Source organism: Gordonia sp. 11cp (genome assembly GCF_057767225.1).
On the sequence record NZ_CM173437.1, the window covers coordinates 4,340,319 to 4,362,654 of the forward strand.

Annotated in this window: 17 protein-coding genes and 2 pseudogenes; 14 read left to right on the forward strand and 5 right to left on the reverse strand. The window is 68.6% G+C overall.

Annotation, left to right across the window (positions count from 1 at the left end; translation table 11 throughout):
* Positions 1-2: 2 nt before the first annotated feature.
* Positions 3-926 carry a manganese-dependent inorganic pyrophosphatase gene (locus AC3B6C_RS19470; RefSeq protein WP_014926724.1) on the reverse strand — a complete coding sequence of 308 codons (924 nt, stop codon included), beginning with the start codon at positions 924-926 and terminating at the stop codon, positions 3-5.
* Positions 927-1,065: 139 nt separating this feature from the next.
* Between AC3B6C_RS19470 and AC3B6C_RS19475 the strand changes: the two are divergent.
* The 6 genes and pseudogenes from AC3B6C_RS19475 to hisG all read left to right on the forward strand — a co-directional run bounded on the left by AC3B6C_RS19475 (position 1,066) and on the right by hisG (position 5,966).
* Positions 1,066-2,497: pseudogene (locus tag AC3B6C_RS19475) on the forward strand (MFS transporter).
* Positions 2,498-2,657: 160 nt separating this feature from the next.
* Entirely contained in the window at positions 2,658-3,128 is a 471-nt protein-coding gene (locus AC3B6C_RS19480; protein WP_014926726.1) for a CinA family protein, read from the forward strand.
* Between the two features lie 68 nt (positions 3,129-3,196).
* Positions 3,197-3,998, forward strand: a pseudogene (locus AC3B6C_RS19485) (MmyB family transcriptional regulator).
* Between the two features lie 98 nt (positions 3,999-4,096).
* On the forward strand, positions 4,097-4,768 hold the full coding sequence (locus tag AC3B6C_RS19490; protein WP_488376310.1) for an HAD family hydrolase: 672 nt from the start codon (positions 4,097-4,099) through the stop codon (positions 4,766-4,768).
* Positions 4,765-5,028 (forward strand): phosphoribosyl-ATP diphosphatase, encoded by a 264-nt coding sequence (locus tag AC3B6C_RS19495; RefSeq protein WP_014926729.1) that lies wholly within the window; start codon positions 4,765-4,767, stop codon positions 5,026-5,028. Before AC3B6C_RS19490 ends, AC3B6C_RS19495 begins: the two co-directional genes overlap by 4 nt.
* A gap of 92 nt (positions 5,029-5,120) precedes the next feature.
* Entirely contained in the window at positions 5,121-5,966 is an 846-nt protein-coding gene (gene hisG / locus AC3B6C_RS19500; protein ID WP_010841080.1) for an ATP phosphoribosyltransferase, read from the forward strand.
* 585 nt (positions 5,967-6,551) lie between these two features.
* Here the strand turns inward: hisG and AC3B6C_RS19505 are convergent.
* Complete coding sequence (locus AC3B6C_RS19505) at positions 6,552-7,403, reverse strand: thioesterase family protein (RefSeq protein ID WP_488373799.1); 852 nt, start codon at positions 7,401-7,403, stop codon at positions 6,552-6,554.
* A 69-nt stretch (positions 7,404-7,472) separates the two neighbouring features.
* Positions 7,473-8,357 carry a RecB family exonuclease gene (locus tag AC3B6C_RS19510; protein WP_010841082.1) on the reverse strand — a complete coding sequence of 295 codons (885 nt, stop codon included), beginning with the start codon at positions 8,355-8,357 and terminating at the stop codon, positions 7,473-7,475.
* 201 nt (positions 8,358-8,558) lie between these two features.
* Here AC3B6C_RS19510 and AC3B6C_RS19515 point away from each other — a divergent pair, with 201 nt between their 5' ends.
* The 3 genes from AC3B6C_RS19515 (at position 8,559) to AC3B6C_RS19525 (ending at position 14,029) form a co-directional block, all read left to right on the forward strand.
* Positions 8,559-9,389 carry a tRNA (adenine-N1)-methyltransferase gene (locus AC3B6C_RS19515; protein WP_010841083.1) on the forward strand — a complete coding sequence of 277 codons (831 nt, stop codon included), beginning with the start codon at positions 8,559-8,561 and terminating at the stop codon, positions 9,387-9,389.
* 179 nt (positions 9,390-9,568) lie between these two features.
* Entirely contained in the window at positions 9,569-11,359 is a 1,791-nt protein-coding gene (arc, locus tag AC3B6C_RS19520) for a proteasome ATPase (RefSeq protein WP_010841084.1), read from the forward strand.
* 117 nt (positions 11,360-11,476) lie between these two features.
* The gene (locus tag AC3B6C_RS19525; RefSeq protein ID WP_488376311.1) at positions 11,477-14,029 is read left to right on the forward strand and encodes an FHA domain-containing protein; all 2,553 of its coding nucleotides are present in this window, start codon (positions 11,477-11,479) and stop codon (positions 14,027-14,029) included.
* 35 nt (positions 14,030-14,064) lie between these two features.
* Here the strand turns inward: AC3B6C_RS19525 and AC3B6C_RS19530 are convergent, their stop codons facing one another.
* Both AC3B6C_RS19530 and glgP read right to left on the reverse strand, forming a co-directional pair.
* Positions 14,065-14,490, reverse strand: coding sequence for a nitroreductase family deazaflavin-dependent oxidoreductase (locus AC3B6C_RS19530; RefSeq protein WP_488373800.1), 426 nt, complete (start codon positions 14,488-14,490; stop codon positions 14,065-14,067).
* A 117-nt stretch (positions 14,491-14,607) separates the two neighbouring features.
* The gene (gene glgP / locus AC3B6C_RS19535) at positions 14,608-17,256 is read right to left on the reverse strand and encodes an alpha-glucan family phosphorylase (protein WP_488373801.1); all 2,649 of its coding nucleotides are present in this window, start codon (positions 17,254-17,256) and stop codon (positions 14,608-14,610) included.
* Positions 17,257-17,323: 67 nt separating this feature from the next.
* Between glgP and dop the strand changes: the two genes are divergently transcribed.
* The 5 genes from dop (at position 17,324) to pafA (ending at position 22,274) form a co-directional block, all read left to right on the forward strand.
* Positions 17,324-18,823 carry a depupylase/deamidase Dop gene (gene dop / locus AC3B6C_RS19540; RefSeq protein WP_010841088.1) on the forward strand — a complete coding sequence of 500 codons (1,500 nt, stop codon included), beginning with the start codon at positions 17,324-17,326 and terminating at the stop codon, positions 18,821-18,823.
* A gap of 180 nt (positions 18,824-19,003) precedes the next feature.
* Complete coding sequence (locus AC3B6C_RS19545; RefSeq protein ID WP_004019064.1) at positions 19,004-19,195, forward strand: ubiquitin-like protein Pup; 192 nt, start codon at positions 19,004-19,006, stop codon at positions 19,193-19,195.
* The gene (gene prcB / locus AC3B6C_RS19550; RefSeq protein ID WP_010841089.1) at positions 19,192-20,067 is read left to right on the forward strand and encodes a proteasome subunit beta; all 876 of its coding nucleotides are present in this window, start codon (positions 19,192-19,194) and stop codon (positions 20,065-20,067) included. The genes AC3B6C_RS19545 and prcB overlap by 4 nt, the downstream gene beginning before the upstream one ends.
* The gene (gene prcA, locus AC3B6C_RS19555; protein WP_014926735.1) at positions 20,064-20,840 is read left to right on the forward strand and encodes a proteasome subunit alpha; all 777 of its coding nucleotides are present in this window, start codon (positions 20,064-20,066) and stop codon (positions 20,838-20,840) included. The genes prcB and prcA overlap by 4 nt, the downstream gene beginning before the upstream one ends.
* Before the next feature lie 75 nt (positions 20,841-20,915).
* Complete coding sequence (gene pafA, locus AC3B6C_RS19560) at positions 20,916-22,274, forward strand: Pup--protein ligase (RefSeq protein ID WP_010841091.1); 1,359 nt, start codon at positions 20,916-20,918, stop codon at positions 22,272-22,274.
* Positions 22,275-22,336: the final 62 nt, after the last annotated feature.

Sequence of the window (22,336 nt, forward strand, 5' to 3'; positions counted from 1 at the left end):
GCCTAACCGGCCAGCGCCTCCGTCAACTGCGGCACGATCTGCTTCTTGCGCGACACGATGCCCTTGCCGAAGGCATGACCGTCGATGACGGAGACCCCCAGAGCCTGCTCGACGGCCGCGGCCGGCTCGCCGACCACGAGGAGGTCGGAGTCGCAGGCGATCACGTCGGTGATGAGCAGCAGATACAGGTCGTACCCCGCGGCGTCCTTCTCGGCGGTCATCGCGGCGAAGAACTCGTCGCGCCGGTCGAGGACCTCGGCGGAGTCGACGGTGGTGAGCTGCGAGACCCGCACCGTCTTCGGTCCCATCGCGAAGCTCTTGGAGTCCCGGCCGATGATCGCCGACGCCGGCTCGTCACCGAGTGCGGTGCCCGCGCGGAGCAGTGCGTCGCCGTACTCATCGACGTCGACACCGGCGATCGCGGCGAGCTCCGCCGCAGCCGCACGATCAGCGTCGGTGCACGTGGGCGAGTTGAACAGCAGGGTGTCGGAGATGATGGCCGAGAGCATGATGCCCGCCTCCGGGCGGGGGATCTCGACGCCGTTCTCCGCATACATCCGGGTGAGGATCGTGCAGGTGCACCCGACGGGCTCGACGCGGACGTACAGCGGCGCCGCCGTCTCGAAGTTGGCGATCCGATGGTGGTCGATGACCTTCAGCACGGTGACGTCGGCGATGTCGGCGACACTCTGCTGTCGTTCGTTGTGATCGACGAGCATGACGTCCGACGGCGCGGCGGTCTCGATCACACGCGGTGCGTCGAGGCCGAAATGCTCCAGCGCGAAGGCGGTTTCGAGGCTCGGATGGCCCAGGGCCACGGCTTCGACGTCACTGCCCAGCGCGGCTTCGAGGCCGGCGAGGCCGATCGCGGCCCCGATGGCATCGGTGTCGGGGTTGCGGTGTCCGAACACCAGGATCTTCGACATGGGACCTCGGCTTTCTCCCTGGGCGACGACGCGTGGGCCCAGACTACGACGATCCCGGCAGATCGTGGGTGTCGTTCCGCGAGCGTGGATCCTCGTCGAGCTGACGCCCGCACCGCGGGGATCGTTCTAGATTGGCCCCATGTCCACGACCGGACGTCCACGCGTGATCCTGGTCGTCTGCTGTCTGAGCATGTTCCTCGTCGGACTCGACATCTCCGCGGTCAACGTGGCACTTCCGTCGATCCGTGCCGATCTCGACGCCACGCCGTCGCAGCTGCAATGGGTGGTCGACTCCTACACGCTGGTGGTCGCGAGCCTGCTCATCCTCGGCGGCACCACCGGAGACCGGCTCGGACGCAGGCGCATCTTCGGGGTCGGCCTGGTGATCTTCGGGACCGGCTCCGTGTTCTGCGCGGTGTCGCCGACACCGGAGGTCCTCATCGCCGCCCGCGCGGTACAGGCGGTCGGGGGATCGATGCTGAATCCGGTGGCGCTGTCGATCGTCACCGCCGTGTTCACCGAGCCGCGAGCGCGCGCTCGCGCAATAGGGCTGTGGGGAGGCGCATTCGGGGCGAGTCTGGCCTTCGGCCCGGTCGTCGGCGGGGCACTGGTGTCCGGTCTGGGCTGGCAGGCGATCTTCGTGCTCAACGTTCCGGTGTGCGTTCTCGCCGTCGTCCTGAGCAGGCGGTACATCCCGGAGTCGAGGGCGCCGCGCGGTCGGCGGACCGACGTGGTGGGTCAGCTGCTGATCTTCGTCCTGCTGTCGACCCTGACCTTCGGGATCATCGAGGGCCATGTCCTGGGCTGGACGTCCGGCGCCATCGTCGGTTGTTTCGTGGTCGCCGCATGCTCGTCGGTGATCGTCGTCTGGTACGAGTCCCGACGCGACGAACCTCTCCTGGACCCCCGGTTCTTCGGCAGTGCGCCGTTCGGCATCGCGGTCGTCTGCGCGGTGATCGCGTTCGCGGCCACCGGGGGGGTTTCTCTTCCTCAACACCCTCTACCTGCAGGAAGTCCGGGGGCTCACCCCGCTCGGGGCAGGTCTGATGCTGCTGCCGATGGCGGTCGCCTCCGCGTGCTGTGCACCCGTCTCCGGGCGTCTCGTGGCCGCCCGGGGCGCGAGGACGCCGCTGTCCGCGGGTGGAGTCGGGATGGCGGCGGGCGGGCTGCTGCTCCTCGGCGTCGGCCCCGACACCGCGTTCAGCCACCTCGGCGCGGCCTACCTCGTGTTCGGCATCGGGTTCGGACTGGTCAACGCGCCCATCACGAACGCCGCGGTCTCGGGAATGCCGCAGACCCAGGCCGGTCTCGCCTCCGCGATGGCGTCCACCGGTCGCCAGGTGGGTACCGCGCTGGGCGTGGCGGTCTCGGGGGCCATCGCGTTCTCGGGAACGGCGGGAGCGGTGGCCGACGACCTGGCGTCGAACGCGCGTCCCTTCTGGGTGGTGGTGACCCTGTGCGGCGTGGCCGTCACGGCGCTGGCCTACCTCGCCACCGGCGCCTGGGCGGCCCGGACAGCGGTACGTACCCGCGACCGGTTCGAGTCCACGTCGGGCATCTGGACGGCGTGAGATATGACGCGCGGACTCAGGGTCGTTGTGGGGGCGGGTCCTGTCCTCGAGATCGCAGCCCGACGCCGTCGGCACCACCACCTACCAGGTAGTCGTTTCAGGCCGCCGTCGAATGGATACGAACCATCGGTGATCGACGCCGACGCGAAGGGAGCGACACATGTCCGATGTGAGTGATTTCTCGGAGACCTGCCGGCGCGTGGCCGACGCCGCGATGGAGGCCGGTGTGCGGATCGCGGTCGCAGAATCGCTGACCGGTGGCAATCTGGCGACGGAGCTGAGCAAGGCGCCGAATGCGGGTACGTGGTTCCGCGGTGGCGTCGTCGCCTATCACAAGGACGTCAAGTACAGCCTGCTCGACGTGCCCGAGGGGCCGGTGGTGAGCGAGACGGCGGCGCGCGCGATGGTGGCGACGACCGCCCGCCTCTTCGACGCCGATCTCGTCGTCGCGGTGACCGGCGAAGCCGGACCCGAACCGGACGAGGCTGCGCCGGGCACGGTGTGGTTCGGTCTGGACCACCGCGGCAGGGTCAGTGCGTCGCGTGAGGTGTTCGACGGCGAACCCGAGGAAGTCCTGGCCAAGACCATCGGACACTCGCTGGCATTGATCGAGTCCTGTCTGCGGTCCTGACTGCCGGATCACGACCGCTACCCGTGAGGTAGTCGTCACGGTCCCACCCGGGACCTACCATGACGCACATGGCCGTCGAGGTGGGAAGCATGCTGCGGCAGTGGCGCTCTCGTCGCTCGCTGAGTCAGCTGGATCTCGCCTACGAGGTCGGCGTCTCACCCCGCCATCTCAGCTTCGTGGAGACCGGCAGGTCACGGCCCAGCCCGGCGCTGCTCGAGGCGCTCGCCGAACGTCTCGATGTCCCTTTTGCGAGAACGCAATTCGCTTCTTCTCGCCGCGGGTCACGCACCCCGCTACAGCGAGGAACCGCTGGACGCGGATGCCATGGCGCGCGTGCGCTCGTCGGTGCAGAGATTGCTCGACGCCCACAACCCGAACATGGGCATGGCGCTCGACCGGACCTGGAACGTCGTCCTGGCCAACGACACCGCCCTCACACTTCTCGACATGCTCCCGCGTGACCTGCGATCGGGTCCGGTCAATCTGTTCCGGGTCTCTCTCCATCCGGACGGGTTCGCGCAGCGGACGCACAACTTCGACGAATGGGCGACCTACCTGCTCGACCTGCTTCGGCGGATGGCCCGGATCACCGGGGACCAGCGCCTGGCCGACCTGGAACGCGAGGTGTCGGCGTACCCGTCCGTCGCGGCACTCGACGGTCGCCCCGCGCGCGAGCGTGCCGAACCCCGGGACCGGGCGGAACTGCTGGTGCCGTTCCGGCTCGCACTCGGCGACCAGGTGTTGTCGTTCTTCAGCACGCTCACCACGTTCGGGTCACCGCGAGATGTGACGCTCGACGAGCTGACCATCGAGCTGTTCTACCCCGCCGACGAGCCCACCGAACGGTGGGTTGCGATGATGCAGGGGTGACAGACACCGCCCGACCGAGCCGGCCCGCCCCCGTCGGTACGTCCGTCCCCGCGACCTCGCCCTCGGGCGCGCGCCTGCCCGCCGCCGTGCTGTGGGACATGGATGGGACCCTGCTCGACTCCGAACCGATCTGGGACGTCGCGATGGCCGAGCTGGCCGCGCGGCACGGCATCGTCATGTCGCCCCGACTCCGCGAATCCACCCTCGGGAACTCGCTGCCCGACGCGCTTGCCAAGGTGCACGACGCGGCCGGTCTGTCCGCCGCGGAACGGGATCCGGATGCCGACGGGCGGTGGACCCTCGACCGGGTCGCCGAATTATTCGCACAGGCACTTCCGTGGCGTCCCGGCGCCCCCGAAGCGCTGGACCTGGTGGCCGGGGCGGGGATCCCGATGGTCCTGGTGACCAACACGGTGCGGGAGCTCACCGAGGTGGCCCTGGAGACCATCGGGCGAGGACGCTTCGCCACCACGGTCTGCGGTGACGAGGTCGCCGTGGGCAAACCCGCGCCCGATCCCTACCTGCGCGCCGCGGAACTCCTCGGCGTCCCGACGGCCGACTGCCTGGCCGTGGAGGATTCGCCGACCGGTGCTCAGGCGGCGTCGGCCGCCGGATGCCCGACGCTCGTCGTCGAGTCGGCGGCACCGGTCGAACCGGGTCGGCTGCGGGTCTTCCGGACATCCCTCGTCGGGCTGGACCTCGACGATGTGGCCGACGCATGGACCGGCGGTCTCGCGCGCATGACGACATGCAAAAATGAGGAATCGTGAAGACTTTCGAGGAGCTGTTCGCCGAACTCAGCGACAAGGCGCAGAGCCGTCCCGAGGGTTCGGGTACCGTCGCCGCCCTCGACTCCGGTGTGCACACCCTGGGCAAGAAGATCATCGAAGAGGCGGGTGAGGTCTGGCTCGCGGCCGAACACGAGTCCGACGAGTCGCTCGGCGAGGAGATCTCCCAGCTCGTCTACTGGCTGCAGGTGATGATGATCAAGCGGGGGCTGACTCTGCAGGACGTGTACCGACATCTGTGACCGGGGCGACCCGGTCCGGACACGCCTCCCGCACGACACAGTTCCGCTCCATCACCGCGCCCGCGGGCGCACCCCACGAAAAGGACATCGAGATGCTGCGAGTGGCCGTACCCAACAAGGGTGCGCTCTCCGAATCCGCGTCGGCCATCCTCTCCGAGGCCGGCTACCGACGCCGGACCGACGCCAAGGACCTCACGGTCCTCGACAACAACAACGACGTCGAGTTCTTCTTCCTCCGCCCCAAGGACATCGCGATCTACGTGGCGTCCGGCCGCCTGGACCTGGGCATCACCGGGCGCGACCTCGCCCGGGACTCCGGCGCCGAGGTCGGCGAGCAGCTGGCGATGGGTTTCGGCTCGTCGAGCTTCCGCTATGCCGCGCCGGCCGACCAGCAGTGGAGCGTGGCCGATCTCGCCGGCAAACGGATCGCCACGTCGTACCCGAACCTCGTGCGTGAGGACCTGGCCGGTCACGGCATCACCGCCGACATCATCCGGCTCGACGGTGCGGTCGAGATCTCGATCCAGCTCGGCGTCGCCGACGCGATCGCCGACGTCGTCGGTTCCGGTCGCACGCTGCGCCAGCACGGCCTGGTGGCCTTCGGGGAGTCGCTGTGCGATTCCGAGGCCGTCCTCATCTCCCGGCGCGACGCCGAACTCACCAAGGCCGAACGGCAATTCGTCGCCCGGGTCCAGGGTGTGGTGTTCGGACAGCAGTACGTGATGATCGACTACGACTGCCCCCGTTCACTTCTCGACCGGGCATCGGTGCTCACCCCGGGCCTGGAGTCACCGACCGTGGCACCCATGGCCGACCCGGACTGGGTCGCCGTCCGTGCGATGGTGCCCCGCAAGGATCACCAGAACCTCATGGACGAGCTGTCCGAGCTGGGCGCGAAGGCGATCCTCGCCACCGACATCCGCTCCTGCCGGTTCTAGCCGTTTCGGTAGATCCACCAGCCCCTGCTCCCTAATCCGAAAGAACCACAGACCCGCTGGCCCGCCCTGCTCCCTGAGGAGCGCCCGGAGCTTGCGGAGGGCGCGTCACGAAGGGTCTGGCGACCGAGGCTGCGAAACCCTTCGTGACGCTCGCAAGCTCGCTCCTCAGGGAGCGGGGGGCTTGCGTAGTCCACGCCGGCCGGCCGCCAGGCCGCAGATACTGAGGTGCGAGGAGCGCAGGCGACGAACTCCCCGCTCCCTGAGGTGCGAGGAGCGCAAGCGACGAACTCCCCGCTCCCTGAGGTGCGAGGAGCGCAAGCGACGAGCCACGAAGGGCGTGGCGACGCATCTCACCAGGACCCTTCGAGACGGCCTCCGCAGGCTCCGGCCTCCTCAGGGAGCAGTGGGTGACGCGCTCGCTCGCACCTGAGGGGGCAGCGGGTGGCTGGCTTCGCCCGCACCTGAGGGGGTAGGGGTGGCTGGCTGTGCCCGCAACTGAGGGGGCAGTGGGTGGCTGGCTGTGCCCGCAACTGAGGGGCAGTGGGTGGCTGGCACTGCTCGCACCTCAGAAAGCAGAAGGCGTGGCTACCGCACCGCGCTGAGCATCACCGTCTGGGCCGACCGCCCGATGTGACCGGAGGCGTCGTAAAGGTCGGCGAAAGTGCTGCCGAACCCGTCCGGGCCGGCGATCATGTGGGCGTCGATCCCGACCCACGGTCCGCTCGGGACGCGCGTCAGGTGCACGGTCGTGTCGGTGTTCATCCAGGTCCACTGGTCCGGGCGCAGTCGGGTACCCAGCCCGTTGGCGACGTCGATGACGGTGAACACCGACTCCAGGTCCTCCGTCTTCTCGCCGGCGACGAGCGGGATCGCAGGGCGCAGCCACACCGCGGGAGTCGAGCCGTTGCGTCCCTCGGCCCGGATCGACTCGATGGTGCCGATGAAACCCAGGGTGCCCCAGTCGACGGCCTCGCCGCTGTCGTCGGAGAAGCCGATCACCGCTGCCGACTCGTCGGGACCGGGAGCCAGGGGAGCGGGACCGTTGGCGATCTCGGCGGTGTCGGCGACGCGCAGTCGCCAGCCCACCGATCGTGCCGCGGCGCGGAACGACCCGTCGGCCTGCTGCACCTGCAGTTCGGTCTCGACGAGGCTGATCTGGCGGCCGGGCCGGATGACCCGGGCGGCGACCCGGTTGATGCCCAACCCGACCGGCCCGAGGATCTCGGTGGTCACCCGCGTGAAGTGCTGGGCCGGATCGGGCTCGCATCGCAGCAGCGAACGCATCAGGAGGGCCGACGGGGGACCGCCGTGCTGCATGGTCGGCGACCACACGCTCAGCGTGGCGTCGGTCGGACGGAAGTACTCGAAGTCGCCTTCGGAATCAGTGTGGGCAGAGTCCGACGGGGCGTCGACGGGTTCGTAGTACGAGTTCTCCACGCGGTCACCTTATGACTGTCGGCATAGTCACCCGGTACGGGGGCACCCGCACCCCGGTTCCGGTGTCGGTCAGGCCGCGAAACCCGCCGGTGGACCGGGGTACGGCGGGACCTCGCCCCCGAACTCGGGACAGCGGGCGTGGTGCTCGCAGAACTTGCACAGCCACGACTTCTTCGGCCGGAAATCACCCGAGACCACGGCTGCGCGGATCGCTTGCCATATCGCACGCAGGGTGCGCTCGAAACGGAGCAGTTCGTCGTGGTCCGGGCGATAGATCAACTGCTGCCCGTCGGAGAGGTACATCAGTTGCAACCGGGCCGGAACCACCCCGCGGGTGCGCAGGATCGCGAGCGCATAGAACTTCATCTGGAACAGCGCCTTCGCCTCGTAGGCCTGGCCCGGGGATCGCCCGGTCTTGTAGTCGACGACGCGGATCTCACCGGTCGGCGCGACGTCGATGCGGTCGATGAAGCCGCGCATCAGCATGTCGTCGGCGTCGATCTCGACGTGTTCCTCCACCGCGTCGGCGTCGAAGGCGGTGGGGTTCTCCATCGTGTAGTAGGTGGCGATGAGCTTCTGCGCATCCGCGAGGAACGCCTCCTGCCCGTCTACTCCGACGACCTTCGCCAGTTCCGGGTCGCCCTCGCACAGCGCCGCCCAGGCGCCCTCGACCAGCAGCTCGGCCGAATCCTGGGTGCGGAGTTCGGCCGGGAGGTCGAACAGGTTCTCCAAGGCAGCGTGCACGACGGTGCCCCGGGTCTGGGCGGTCGTGGGTGTTTCCGGGAAGCGGTCGATCGCGCGGTAGCGATAGAGGAGGGGGCACTGCTTGAAGTCGGCGGCCCGGGACGGGGACAGGGCCAGCGGCCGCCCGACGATGCCCCGGCCGTCCGACCCGGGGGTGTCCGGTGCCGTTGCCCGCGTCGTGCTGGTGGAGGTGTCCCCGACTCCGGTCATCGTGCTCACCCTTCGCAGGGTAGGCGCCGGTCCCGACAGGCCGGCGTCCCGACACTCGCAGTCGCCACACCGGAAAGTCGCTCGCCGGTCGGGCGGGGCGACACGAGGCGGGTTCGTCCCACGTCGTCGGGTAACGTCCACACGGCCCACGAACCGGCGCCGAGTCGCGCGGGTTCGGATCGTTCACGAGAGGAAGCACCAGTGCCCACCACCGGACCGTTCGTCGTCGGCGACCGGGTTCAGCTGACCGATGCGAAGGGGCGCAAGTTCACGGTGCTGCTCGACGAGGGGAAGCAGTTCCACACCCATCGGGGTGCCATCTCGCACGACGATCTGATCGGCTCGCCCGAGGGCAGCATCGTCTCCGCGACGAGCGGGACCCAGTATCTCGCGTTGCGGCCGCTGCTGGTCGACTACGTGCTGTCGATGCCGCGCGGAGCCCAGGTCATCTACCCCAAGGACGCGGCGCAGATCGTGCTCGAGGGCGACATCTTCCCGGGTGCTCGTGTTCTCGAGGCCGGTGCCGGTTCGGGTGCGCTGACGTGTTCGTTGCTGCGGGCGGTCGGCGCCGAGGGCGAAGTCGTCTCCTACGAGATCCGGGACGACCACGCCGAGCACGCGATCCGCAACGTCGAGACCTTCTTCGGCGGCCGCCCCGCCAACTGGCACCTGACCGTCGACGACCTGGCGAACGTGGACCAGGACGAACGCTTCGACCGGGTCATCCTGGACATGCTCGCGCCCTGGGAACCCCTCGACGTCGTCCGCACGGTGTTGAAACCAGGCGGGGTCTTGACGGTGTACGTGGCGACCGTCACCCAGCTGTCCCGGGTGATGGAAGCCCTGCGCGAGCAGGAGTGCTGGACCGAGCCCCGGGCGTGGGAGACGCTCCTGCGTGAGTGGAGTGCGGTGGGACTCGCGGTGCGGCCCGAGCACAAAATGCAAGGCCACACGGCCTTTCTGATCACCGCTCGGCGCCTGGCCGACGGAACCACCACGCTGCGTCCGCAGCGCCGCCCCAGCAAGGGCTGATCCCGCCCGCGGTCGCGGTGAAACATCGCGAATACGTTGCGAAGACGCACATTTAACACACCGTCAACACCGGCGATTGCGCGGCAGACGGCGATTCCGCGTCGCGGCCGGTAGCGTAGGGATACGGCGCGAGCATTCCGATCGAGGGATCGGGTGATTGCCGGCGAGAGGAGTCAGCAATGACCGAATCTGACCGCCACGACGCACTGGGGGACCGCGCGGTTCCCGAGAGCGCCAGTGCATCCGACGAGGGCTTCGTCCCCGCCTACACTCCGCCACTGTCGCGGAGCGGCTCGGACCCGTCTGCGCGAGGCGCAGCCGGCCGGCCGGCCGGGGATCTCCAGGAGCGTGTGGACAGCCTCACCGCACGCAACGCGAAGCTGCTCGACACTCTCAAGGAAGCCCGCCAGCAACTCATCGCACTCCGCGAGGAGGTCGACCGTCTCGGTCAGCCGCCGAGCGGGTACGGCGTACTGCTGGACGTGCATCCCGACGCCACCGTCGACGTGTTCACCTCCGGCCGCAAGATGCGGCTGACGTGTTCACCCAACATCGACACCGAGACGCTGACCAAGGGCCAGACCCTGCGCCTGAACGAGGCGCTGACCATCGTCGAGGCCTGTGAGTTCGACACCGTCGGCGAGATCAGCACGCTGCGTGAGGTGCTCGGCGACGGCAAGCGCGCCCTGGTCGTCGGCCATGCCGACGAAGAGCGGGTGGTCTGGCTGGCCGAACCGCTCCTCGGCGAGGTCGACGGTGAGGACGGTCTGCGCCGCAAGCTGCGCCCCGGTGACTCGTTGCTCATCGACACCAAGGCCGGCTTCGCCTTCGAGCGGGTGCCCAAGGCCGAGGTGGAGGATCTCGTCCTCGAGGAGGTTCCGGACGTCGGATACGAGGACATCGGCGGCCTCGGTCGTCAGATCGAGCAGATCCGCGATGCCGTCGAACTCCCGTTCCTGCACAAAGACCTGTTCCGCGACTACCAGCTGCGTCCGCCGAAGGGCGTGCTGCTCTACGGTCCGCCCGGGTGTGGAAAGACGCTCATCGCCAAGGCGGTGGCCAACTCCCTGGCGAAGAAGATCGCGCAGGTGCGCGGCGACGACGCCAAGGAGGCGAAGTCGTACTTCCTCAACATCAAGGGCCCCGAACTGCTGAACAAGTTCGTCGGTGAGACCGAGCGGCACATCCGGCTGATCTTCCAGCGCGCGCGGGAGAAGGCCTCGGAGGGCACACCGGTCATCGTGTTCTTCGACGAGATGGACTCGATCTTCCGCACACGTGGCTCGGGTGTCTCCTCGGACGTGGAGACCACCGTGGTCCCGCAGCTGCTCAGCGAGATCGATGGTGTCGAGGGCCTCGAGAACGTCATCGTGATCGGTGCGTCGAACCGCGAGGACATGATCGATCCCGCGATCCTGCGTCCGGGACGTCTCGACGTGAAGATCAAGATCGAACGTCCCGACGCCGAGTCGGCGATCGACATCTTCTCGAAGTACCTGACCGAGGAGCTGCCGATCCACGCCGACGACATCGGCGAGTTCGGCGGTGACCGCACGGCCTGCGTCAACGCGATGATCGAGAAGGTCGTCGAGCGGATGTACGCCGAGAGCGAGGACAACCGATTCCTCGAGGTCACCTATGCCAACGGCGACAAAGAGATCATGTACTTCAAGGACTTCAACTCCGGCGCGATGATCCAGAACGTCGTCGACCGCGCCAAGAAGTACGCGATCAAGTCGCAACTCGACACAGGTGCGCCGGGTCTGCGTGTGCAGCATCTCTTCGATTCCATCCTCGACGAGTTCGCGGAGAACGAGGACCTGCCCAACACGACCAACCCCGACGACTGGGCCCGGATCTCGGGCAAGAAGGGCGAGCGGATCGTCTACATCCGCACCCTGGTCACGGGCAAGAGCGCCGGCGCGAGCCGCGCCATCGACACCGAGACGAACACGGGCCAGTACCTGTAACGACCGACACATCCGCCGAGCAGACAGCCGACTCCCACGGGGTCGGCTGTCTGCTCGACAGAACCGCGTGAACAGCGCGTTCAGGCACTAGAGTTGTCGGCGATGAACAACACATCGATGGCGCGTGGACGAGTGATCGTCGACGGTGGGGCACCGCATCCACTGGGCGGGTCCCCGCGCGTCACCCTCGGGCGTGAGCCCGACAACGACATCGTGATCAACCACCCGATGGTGTCGCGCCGGCATCTGGCCATCGAGTGGCGCGGGGCGGCCTGGTGTCTGGTCGACATCGGGAGCACGAACGGCTTTTTCGTCAACGGTCAGCGGATGGCCGAGTTCATGGTGCCGGGCTCGATGCAGGTGCGCCTCGGCGACGTGACGACCGGTCCGGTCGTCGATCTCGTGGTCGACTCGCCGGCTCCCGGTCGCGGTATGCCGCCCCGGCCGGTTCCGCCGGTCTCGCGCCCGATGCAGTCGGGCCATCCCGCGTCGGGTCCCCGCTCGGCGGGTTTCCCGCCCGCCGGAGTCCCGGCCTCCGGGCAGATGCCCGCGCGCGCACCCGGCGGATACGGCCGTCCCGGCGACCGCGCCGGAAGCGGAGCGGGCGGGCGGGTATTCGGCGGCACGGATCCGATGCCGCAGGAAGTGTTGAACGCGCCGCATCTGCAAGCGCTGCAGCAGAACGTGTCCGCGGTCTACCGGCTGCCCGGCGCGCCGACTCCGCCGGAGCGCGAGTCGATCTCACTGCGCGGGGTCCAGCGGATCGGTCGCACGCCCGACAACGACATCGTGGTCAGCGATGTGCTGGCGTCGCGGCATCACGCGCAGGTGTCCAGCCGCGGGGCCGCCCTCGTCATCGAGGATCTCGGCAGCGTCAACGGGACCTTCGTCAACGGCCGGCGGGTGTCGAGCGCCCCGCTGACCGACGGTGACGTCGTCACGATCGGCAACAGCGACTTCGTGGTGTCCGGCGGCACCCTGATGCGCGGCCAGGAGAGTGCCGCGGTCGCCGACGGGCTCCATGTCCACGGGGTCAGCCTCGTCGTCGACGGCGGGAAGCGATTGCTGGCCGACGTCGAGTTCAGTGCCAGTCCCGGCACGTTGACCGCCGTGATCGGCCCGTCGGGCGCGGGTAAGTCGACGGTGTCGAGGATCGCGGCCGGACTCAACTCGCCGACGAGCGGCCTGGTCACCTTCGAGAGCCGCAACGTCCACGCCGAGTACGACGCGCTGCGCACCCGCATCGGCATGGTGCCGCAGAAAGACGTGCTGCACCACAAGCTGACGCTACGACAGGCGTTGCGTTATGCCGCGGAACTGCGCCTGCCACCCGACCTCTCGAAGGCCGACCGGGACCGGGTGATCGACGGGGTGCTCAGTGAGCTGCAGCTGACCGAGCACGTCGACACCAGGGTGGAGAAGCTGTCCGGCGGCCAGCAGAAGCGTGCGTCGGTGGCCATGGAGCTGCTGACGGGCCCGTCGCTGCTGATCCTCGACGAGCCGACCTCCGGTCTCGATCCCGCTCTCGACCGCCAGGTGATGGCCACGCTCCGCCGGCTCGCCGACGCCGGACGTGTGGTTCTCGTGGTCACGCACTCACTGACCTACCTGTCCATGTGCGACCAGGTGCTGCTGCTCGCCCCCGGCGGCAAGACATCCTTCTGCGGCCCGCCCGGACAGGTCGAGGGCGAGATGGGCACCTCCGACTGGGCCGAGATCTTCGCCTACGTCGCCGACCAGCCGGACACCGCGCACATGCGGTACCTGGACCGGCACCGCCGCGCACCCGCTCCACCGCCGCCCCAGCGTCCTCCCGGCCCACCGATACCGGTGCCGCACACGAGCTTCCCCCGCCAGTCGTCGACCATCGCCCGACGTCAGGTACGGCTGATCTTCGCCGACGTCGGCTACCTGGTGTTCCTCGTGTTGCTGCCGGTCGTGTTGGGGTTGCTCACGCTGGTGATCCCGGGTTCGAGCGGATTCGCGCGTCTCGAGGTGATCCCCAACGCGCCTCCACCCAAGGACGGCGCGGAGGCGATCCAGATCCTGGTCGTGCTCGTCGTCGGCGCGGCGTTCATGGGTGCGGCACTGACCGTGCGCGATCTGGTCGGTGAGCGCGACATCTTCGAGCGCGAGCGTGCGGTCGGATTGCGGCCCGGCGCATACCTTTTCGCGAAGATCGTCGTGTTCTTCATCGCCGCGGTCCTGCAGACGATCATCATGGTCGGCATCACCTTCGCCGGTCGCGGGCTGCCCGACTTCGGCGGACCGATCCTGCCGCCGCCGCTCGCGTTGCTGGTCGCGGTGGCTGTCCTGGCCTGTGTGAGCACGCTGGTCGGACTGGCCATCTCGTCGGCGGTGAAGTCCAACGAGCAGGTCATGCCGCCGCTGGTCATCGTCGTGATGGTCCAGTTGGTGTTCTGCGGCGGGCTCTTCAAGCTCGACGGCGTCGGGCTGGAGCAGTTGTCGTGGATCTTCCCGTCCTTCTGGGGCTACGTGGCCGCGGCCGGCAGTGTCGACCTCTACAGCATCAATGTCGCCGCCCCGCAGCGGATCACGCTGTGGGAGACGTCGATCGCCCACACCGCGCTGGCGTACGGGGTGCTCGCGGTGATCAGCGCGCTGCTGCTCGCGTTCACCTACTCGCGTCTGCGTCTGAAGAAGCGCTGACGCTCGGTCTCACGAAACGCTGACGTGCGGGTTCCTCAGGCGTCCCGCATCGTGGCGCACAGCACCTTCCGGTCGGCGTCGAGACGATCGGGGAGTGGTATCGCACTGATTGACGCCGGTTCGACGCGCACGTTCTCGATCCGGTGCCGCCGGCCGCGGTGCCGCACCGTGGCTCCCTGCGCGGCGATCACATTGGCCACCCAGTCCGATCCGGCGCCGTAGTTCAGGACGACCCAGAATCGGTGATCCGATACGACGGCCATGACCGGCGTGCGGTAGCGACGCCCACTACGGCGGCCCACGTGCTCGATCACCGCCATGCCGGGCACCCGTCCGGCCCAGAGCCGCACGACCGGATTGGTCACGTACTTGTTCAGCACGGCGACCAGGCGCATCCGGCGCTGACCCAGCAGCGAGGCGATCCGCGAGGCCGTCCGAGCGACCGCTGACGACAAGGCCATTCGCTTCTCCCGTCACCGCACCGTCCGATCAGTGTCGCGGCACGACGCGGGTGGCGACATCCGGGACAACCCTGAATTCTCCTCCGGTGTCCGGCGGATCTGTCCCACGGCCGCCGGTCAGGCCAGGTGTGGACTCCCACCGGTCGTCGTCGGGAAGCGCACCAGGCCGAGTTCGGATTCGGCGGACAGCTGCGGATGACTCGGCAGCACCCGGACGGTGTAGCCGAGTCGGCCCGACGCCGACGGCGGCACGAGTGCGGAGAACACCACCCGGTCCGATGCATCGCGGTCGGGTTCGGGCGTCATGTCGGTGAACGTCGGATCGAGGATGTCATCGTCGTCGCCGACCCGGCCGAGCACGACCTGGACCGCCACCGACTCCGGTGCCAGGTCTCCGAGTGCGACGTGCGCCGTGACGTGGAGGCCGTCCGCGCGCGTCTCGTCCTCGACCCCGGCCACCAGTACCGACGACCATCCGGTCTCCAGCGTCCGGCGGAAGGCCGCGAGGTCGCGTGCACCCGCATACGAGTCGGCGCACGCCGATTCGTAGGCCTTCGCCGCCGGGCAGTAGAGGTCGGTGGTGTAGTCGCGGACCATGCGCGACGCCAGCACTCGCGGCCCCAATCGGGTGAGCGTGTGACGCATCATCTCCACCCACCGGCGGGGCACCCCGTTCTCGTCGCGGCGGTAGAACAGCGGGATCACCGTTTCCTCCAGGAGCGAGTACAGCGCCTGCGCCTCGAGGTCGTCGCGACGGTGCTCGTCGGCGATGCCCTCCGCCGAGGGGATGGCCCAGCCGTTCTCGCCGTCGGCCATCTCGTCCCACCAGCCGTCGAGAATCGACAGATTGAGCCCTCCGTTCAGCGCCGACTTCATCCCCGACGTCCCGCAGGCCTCCATCGGCCGCACCGGGTTGTTCAGCCACACATCGCAACCCGCGTAGATGGCGCGAGCCATGGAGATGTCGTAGTCGGGGAGGAACACGATTCGGCCGCGCAGTTCCGGATCCTCGGTGAACCGCACGACCTGCTGGATCAGTGATTTGCCCCCGTCGTCGGCGGGATGCGCCTTGCCCGCGATGACGAGCTGCACCGGCCGATCGGGGTCGGTGAGGATGGCGCGCATGCGATCGGGATCGCGGAGCATCAGGGTGAGGCGTTTGTACGTGGCCGCCCGCCGGGCGAACCCGATCGTCAGCACGTGCGGGTCGAACAGGTCGGCGGTCCAACCCAGTTCGGCATCGGTGAAGCCCCGCTCGAGGCCGCTGGCGCGAGCACGGCGGCGCACTTCACCGACGAGTCCCGCGCGTAACTCCTCATGCGTCTGCCAGATGGTCTCGTCGGACAGGCCCGCATACACCTCGGCCGCGGAATCCTCGTCTCCGCCGGCGAAGTCGCGCCACTGAGGGGCCACCCAGGTCGGACCGTGCACACCGTTGGTGACCGCTCCGATGGGGACGTCGGCGGCGTCGAAACCCGGCCAGAGGTCGGCGAACATCTCGCGACTCACCGCGCCGTGCAGTCGGGAGACCACGTTGCTGCGTTGTCCGAGCCGAAATCCCATGTGTGCCATGTTGAACACACCCGGGTCGGCCTCGTCGCCGAGTTCGACGACCGTCGCCGCGGCCAGCCCCGGGAGCAGGCGGGACCCGCCACCGTCGTCGGCGTCGAGATACCGGGCCACGAGGTCGGCGGGGAACCGGTCGATACCGGCCGGCACGGGGGTGTGGGTCGTGAAGACGTTCGACGCGCGGACCACCGCCTCCGCGGTGTCGAAGTCGAGACCGCCGGCCACGAGCTCCCGGATGCGTTCCACGCCGAGAAAGCCTGCGTGTCCTTCGTTCATGTGGAACACCGTCGGCTCGTCCCGGCCGGCGATGCGCACGTACTCGCGCAGGGCGCGCACGCCACCGATGCCCAGCAGGATCTCCTGCGCGATCCGGTGCTCCTGGTCGCCGCCGTACAGCCGGTCGGTCACGGCGCGCAGGGCGGCCCCGTCGGGCTGATCGTCGTTGTGGGCGATGTCGGAGTCGAGGAGCAGCAACGGGATTCGCCCCACGGTCGCCACCCACACCTGAGCCGACAGGGTCGCGCCATCGGGCATCGCGACCTCGATGATGACCGGGTCCGCGTCGTCGACGCGGCTGACGCCGCCGCCGGTTCCGTCGTGTTCCCCGCGGCGCAGAAGGGTCAGGGGGAGTTCGGCGGGGTCGTTCACGGGATACCGCTCGATCTGCCATCCGTCGTGGTCGAGGCCCTGGCGGAAGTAGCCGGACCGGTACAGCAATCCGACGCCGATCAGCGGCAGGCCGAGGTCGGAGGCCGCCTTCAGGTGGTCACCGGCGAGGATGCCGAGGCCGCCGGAGTAGATCGGGAGGACCTCCGAGACGCCGAACTCCATGGAGAAGTAGGCGATTCCCCGCGGCACCACCCGGTCCTGCCCGGCACGGTCCTCGCCCGATGATCCCGCTGCGTACCTCTGGAACCACTGCGGTGCGTCGAGATACTCCCGGAGGTCGGCGTATGCGTCGGTCACCCGCGCCACGAAGTCCTCGTCGGCCGCCAGTTCGGCCAGTCGTCGCGGGTCGGCCTCGGCGAGGACCCGGAGCGGATCGCCGGTCGTCGACCACAGGTGCGGATCGATCGTGGCGAACAGTTCCTGGGTGGGGAGGTGCCAGGCCCAGCGCAGGTTGTGCGACAACGGCGCGAGGTCCGCGATGCGGTCGGGCAGCGGGACTCGAACGGTGAACCGGCGGAATGCTTTCACGGCGTCGACCGTACTGCGCACATGCGGTGGTTGCGACCGGCGGCGAATGAACCTCTACCCTCGAAGGATGCAGCGAATCATCGGGACCGAGGTCGAGTACGGAATCTCCGCGCCCGGCGACCCGACCGCGAACCCGATCATGACGTCCACGCAGGCCGTTCTCGCCTACGCCGCGGCCGCGGGAGTACCGCGCGCGAAGCGGACACGCTGGGACTACGAGGTGGAGTCGCCTCTGCGCGACGCCCGTGGTTTCGACCTCGGCCGCGGGTCCGGGCCGGCTCCGATCATCGACGCCGACGAGATCGGTGCAGCCAACATGATCCTCACCAACGGCGCCCGGCTCTACGTCGACCACGCCCACCCCGAGTACTCCGCCCCCGAGGTCACCGACCCCATGGACGCGGTCATCTGGGACAAGGCGGGCGAGCGCGTGATGGAGGCCGCGGCCCGCCACGTGGCCAGCGTCCCGGGCGCCCCGAAACTCCAGCTCTACAAGAACAACATCGACGGCAAGGGCGCGTCGTACGGCACCCATGAGAACTACCTCATGGCGCGGGACACGCCGTTCACCGCGATCATCGCCGGGCTGACGACCTTCTTCGCCTCGCGCCAGGTGATCACCGGTTCGGGACGGGTGGGCATCGGACAGTCCGGCGATGAGGCCGGTTACCAGCTGTCACAGCGGTCGGACTACATCGAGGTCGAGGTCGGGCTCGAGACCACCCTCAAGCGCGGCATCATCAACACCCGCGACGAACCGCATGCCGATCCCGAGCGGTACCGGCGCCTGCACGTCATCATCGGCGACGCCAACCTCGCCGAGACCTCCACCTACCTCAAGGTCGGGACCACGGCGCTCGTCCTCGATCTCATCGAGGCCGGCGTCGACTTCTCCGACATCGAACTCGCGCGACCGGTGCAGGCCGTGCACACCATCAGCCACGACCCGACGCTCACGGCGACCGTCGCCCTGACCAACGGCCGCGAACTCACCGGGCTGGCCCTGCAGCGGGAGTATCTGGAACGCTGCCAGAAATTCCACGAGCAGGAACACTCCGACGACGAGCGCGCCGCCCACGTCCTGCAGACGTGGGCCGACGTGCTCGACCGCCTCGAGCGCGATCCGATGGAGTGCGCCGACATCCTGGACTGGCCGGCGAAGCTGCGCATCCTCGAGGGCTTCCGCCAGCGCGAGAACCTGTCATGGTCGGCGCCGCGCCTGCAGCTCATCGACCTGCAGTATTCCGACGTCCGGCTCGACAAGGGGCTGTACAACCGGCTCGTCGCGCGCGGATCGATGAAGCGGTTGGTCGACGAGAACGACGTGCTCGCCGCGATCAGCGAGCCGCCGCGCGACACGCGGGCCTACTTCCGCGGTGAGTGCCTGCGCCGATTCGGTGCCGACGTCGCCGCGGCGAGCTGGGACTCGGTCATCTTCGACCTGGGCGGGGACTCGCTGGTCCGCATCCCCACACTGGAACCGCTGCGCGGTACCGCGGCGCACGTCGGCAAGCTCCTCGACTCGGTGAACTCGGCCGCCGAACTGGTGGATCAGCTCACCACCTGACGTGACGCGGGGCTTGTGCCTCGTTCCGCCACACTTGTCGTCCCCACAGGTAGTGTGGGAGCACACGATTCCGCAGGGTCGAGACACCAGGGATCACCGCCGCGACAGCGACACCCGATCCCGACTCTCCCTCGACCGCGGTAGCCCGCCAAGGGGCGATCGGTTTCAAGGAGGCAGCAGATGGCGCAGGAACAGACCAAGCGTGGTGGCGGCGGCGACGACGAGGGCGTGGGCCCCGATTCCGGCGCCGGACAAGAACGTCGCGAGAAGCTGGCCGAGGACACCGACGACCTGCTCGACGAGATCGACGACGTGCTGGAGGAGAACGCCGAGGACTTCGTGCGCGCCTACGTCCAGAAGGGCGGCCAGTGAGCGACAGGTTCGGTTCACTGCCCCCGCTGTCCCAGTCCCGTTCCGCTTTCGGTGCCGACATCTCGTCGTTCACCGACTTCCTCCGGACGCATGCGCCCGAACAGCTCCCGCAGGCGCAGATCGACCGCGTGGGGTCGTTCGCGGGCGGCACCGACGGCGCCGGTGACATCCCGCACGGCACGACGATCGTCGCGGTGTCGTACCCGGGCGGGGTCGTCCTGGCCGGAGACCGCCGGGCCACGATGGGCAATCTCATCGCCACCCGCGATGTCAAGAAGGTCTACATCACCGACGAGTACTCGGCCGCCGGGATCGCCGGCACCGCCGGTATCGCGATCGAGATGGTGCGGTTGTTCACCGTCGAACTCGAGCACTACGAGAAGATCGAGGGCGTCCCGCTGACCCTCGACGGCAAGGTCAGCCGGCTGGCGTCGATGGTGCGCGGCAACCTCGGCGCCGCCCTGCAGGGCCTGGCCGCCATCCCCCTGCTCGTCGGTTACGACATCGATCACGACGACCCGAGCGAACGCGGACGGATCTTCAGCTTCGACGTCGCCGGTGACCGCCACGAAGAGTTCGGTGGGTACACCGCCATCGGCTCGGGGTCGGTGTTCGCCAAGTCGTCGCTGAAAAAGCTGTACCGCCCCGACCTGACCGCCGACGAGGCACTCGCGATCGCCGTCGAGTCGCTGTACGACGCGGCCGACGACGATTCGGCGACCGGCGGGCCCGATCTGGTCCGCAAGATCTTCCCGATGGCCGCGATCGTCGGGGCCGACGGGGCGCGGGAGGTGGACGCGACCGACATCGAGGCGGCGGCGCGCGCCGTCATCGAACGCCGGAGTGCCGAACACCAGGGGGGTGCACGATGACCTTCCCGTATTACGCCAGCGCCGAGCAGATCATGCGCGATCGCTCCGAGCTCGCCCGCAAGGGCATCGCCCGGGGTCGCAGCGTCGTGATCCTCACCTTCGCCGACGGCGTGCTGTTCGTCGCGGAGAACCCGTCGAACACGCTGCGCAAGACCAGCGAGATCTACGACCGGATCGGATTCGCGGCCGTGGGCAAGTACAACGAGTTCGAGAGCCTGCGCAAGGCCGGGATCCAGATCGCGGACATGCGCGGCTACAGCTACGACCGTGCCGACGTGTCCGGGCTGTCCCTGGCCAACACCTACGCGAACGCACTCGGCAGTGTCTTCACCGAGCAGGCCAAGCCGTTCGAGGTGGAACTCTGCGTCGCCGAGGTCGCCCGACCGGGTAAACCGAAGCGTTCGCAGCTCTACCGGATCTCCTACGACGGGTCGATCACCGACGAGACACGCTTCCTCGTGATGGGCGGGGCGACCGAGCCGATCGCGGCCGCGCTCAAGGAGAGCTACGAGCCGGACATGGAACTCGGACGGGCCATCGGTGTCGCGGTCGACGCGCTGACGGCTCCGGCCGACAACGGCGGCGGGACCCCGACCGAACGTCGGGCGTTGGCCGCGGGTGACCTCGAAGTCGCGGTCCTCGACCACAACCGTCCGCGGCGCGCATTCCGGCGCCTCACGACGTCCACGGTCGAAGGTCTGCTCCCGGCGGCCGCGACCGCGACCGCCGATTCCGGCGAATCCCCTGGTGAGACGCCGTCCACCGAACAGTGATGAGAACGCTGCGGCTCGCGGCGGCCGGTGCGTGTCGACCGGTCCGCCGCGGCCCGCGCGAGTAGGGTTGGTCAAGTGCAGCGACGAATCATGGGCATCGAGACCGAGTTCGGTGTCACGTGCACCTTCCACGGCCACCGCCGCCTGAGTCCGGACGAGGTCGCCCGTTATCTCTTCCGGCGGGTCGTGTCGTGGGGCCGGTCGTCGAACGTCTTCCTGCAGAACGGCGCCCGCCTCTATCTCGACGTGGGTTCGCACCCGGAGTACGCGACCGCGGAGTGCGACAGCCTCATCCAGCTGATCAACCACGACCGGGCGGGCGAGCTCGTGCTCGAGGACCTGCTCGTCGACGCCGAACAGCGTCTCGCCGACGAAGGCATCGGCGGCGACATCTACCTGTTCAAGAACAACACCGACTCGGCCGGCAACTCGTATGGATGCCATGAGAACTATCTGGTCGTGCGGGCGGGGGAGTTCTCCCGCATCTCCGACGTCCTGCTGCCGTTCCTCGTGACCCGCCAGCTGATCTGTGGCGCCGGCAAGGTGCTGCAGACCCCCAAGGCGGCGACGTTCTGCCTGTCGCAGCGCGCCGAGCACATCTGGGAGGGCGTCTCCTCGGCGACCACCCGGTCGCGTCCGATCATCAACACGCGCGACGAGCCGCATGCCGACGCCGAGAAGTACCGCAGGCTGCACGTCATCGTCGGCGACTCGAACATGTCCGAGATGACGACCCTCCTCAAGGTGGGTTCCGCGGCGCTCGTGCTGGAGATGATCGAGGCCGGCGTCGCGTTCCGTGACTTCGCGCTCGACAACCCGATCCGCGCGATCCGTGAGGTCAGCCACGACCCGACGGGGCGCCGGCCGGTACGACTCGCCGGCGGTCGGCAGGCCAGCGCCCTAGACATCCAGCGCGAGTACCACGCCCGCGCCGTCGAGCACCTCACCAACCGCCGACCGGACCCGGAGATGGACATGGTCGTCGACCTCTGGGGCCGCATGCTCGACGCGGTGGAGAGCAACGATTTCGCCAAGGTCGACACCGAGATCGACTGGGTCATCAAGCGCAAGCTCTTCGAGCGCTACCAGAACCGGTACTCGATGGAACTGTCGGATCCGAAGATCGCGCAACTCGACCTGGCCTTCCACGACATCAAACGCGGCCGCGGCGTCTTCGACGTGTTGATGCGCAAGGGACTGGTCGCCCGCGCGACCACCGACGAGGCGATCAAGACGGCGGTCAACGAGCCGCCGCAGACCACCCGCGCAAAACTTCGTGGCGACTTCATCTCGGCCGCGCAGAAGGCGGGCCGCGACTTCACCGTCGACTGGGTGCACCTCAAACTCAATGACCAGGCTCAGCGGACCGTGTTGTGCAAAGACCCGTTCCGCAGTGTCGACGAGCGCGTCGATCGCCTCATCGCGTCGATGTGAGTGCCCGGGTTACCCGCGAACGCAGCGTGCCTCCGCACGCGGTGAGCGGCCACGTTCTAACC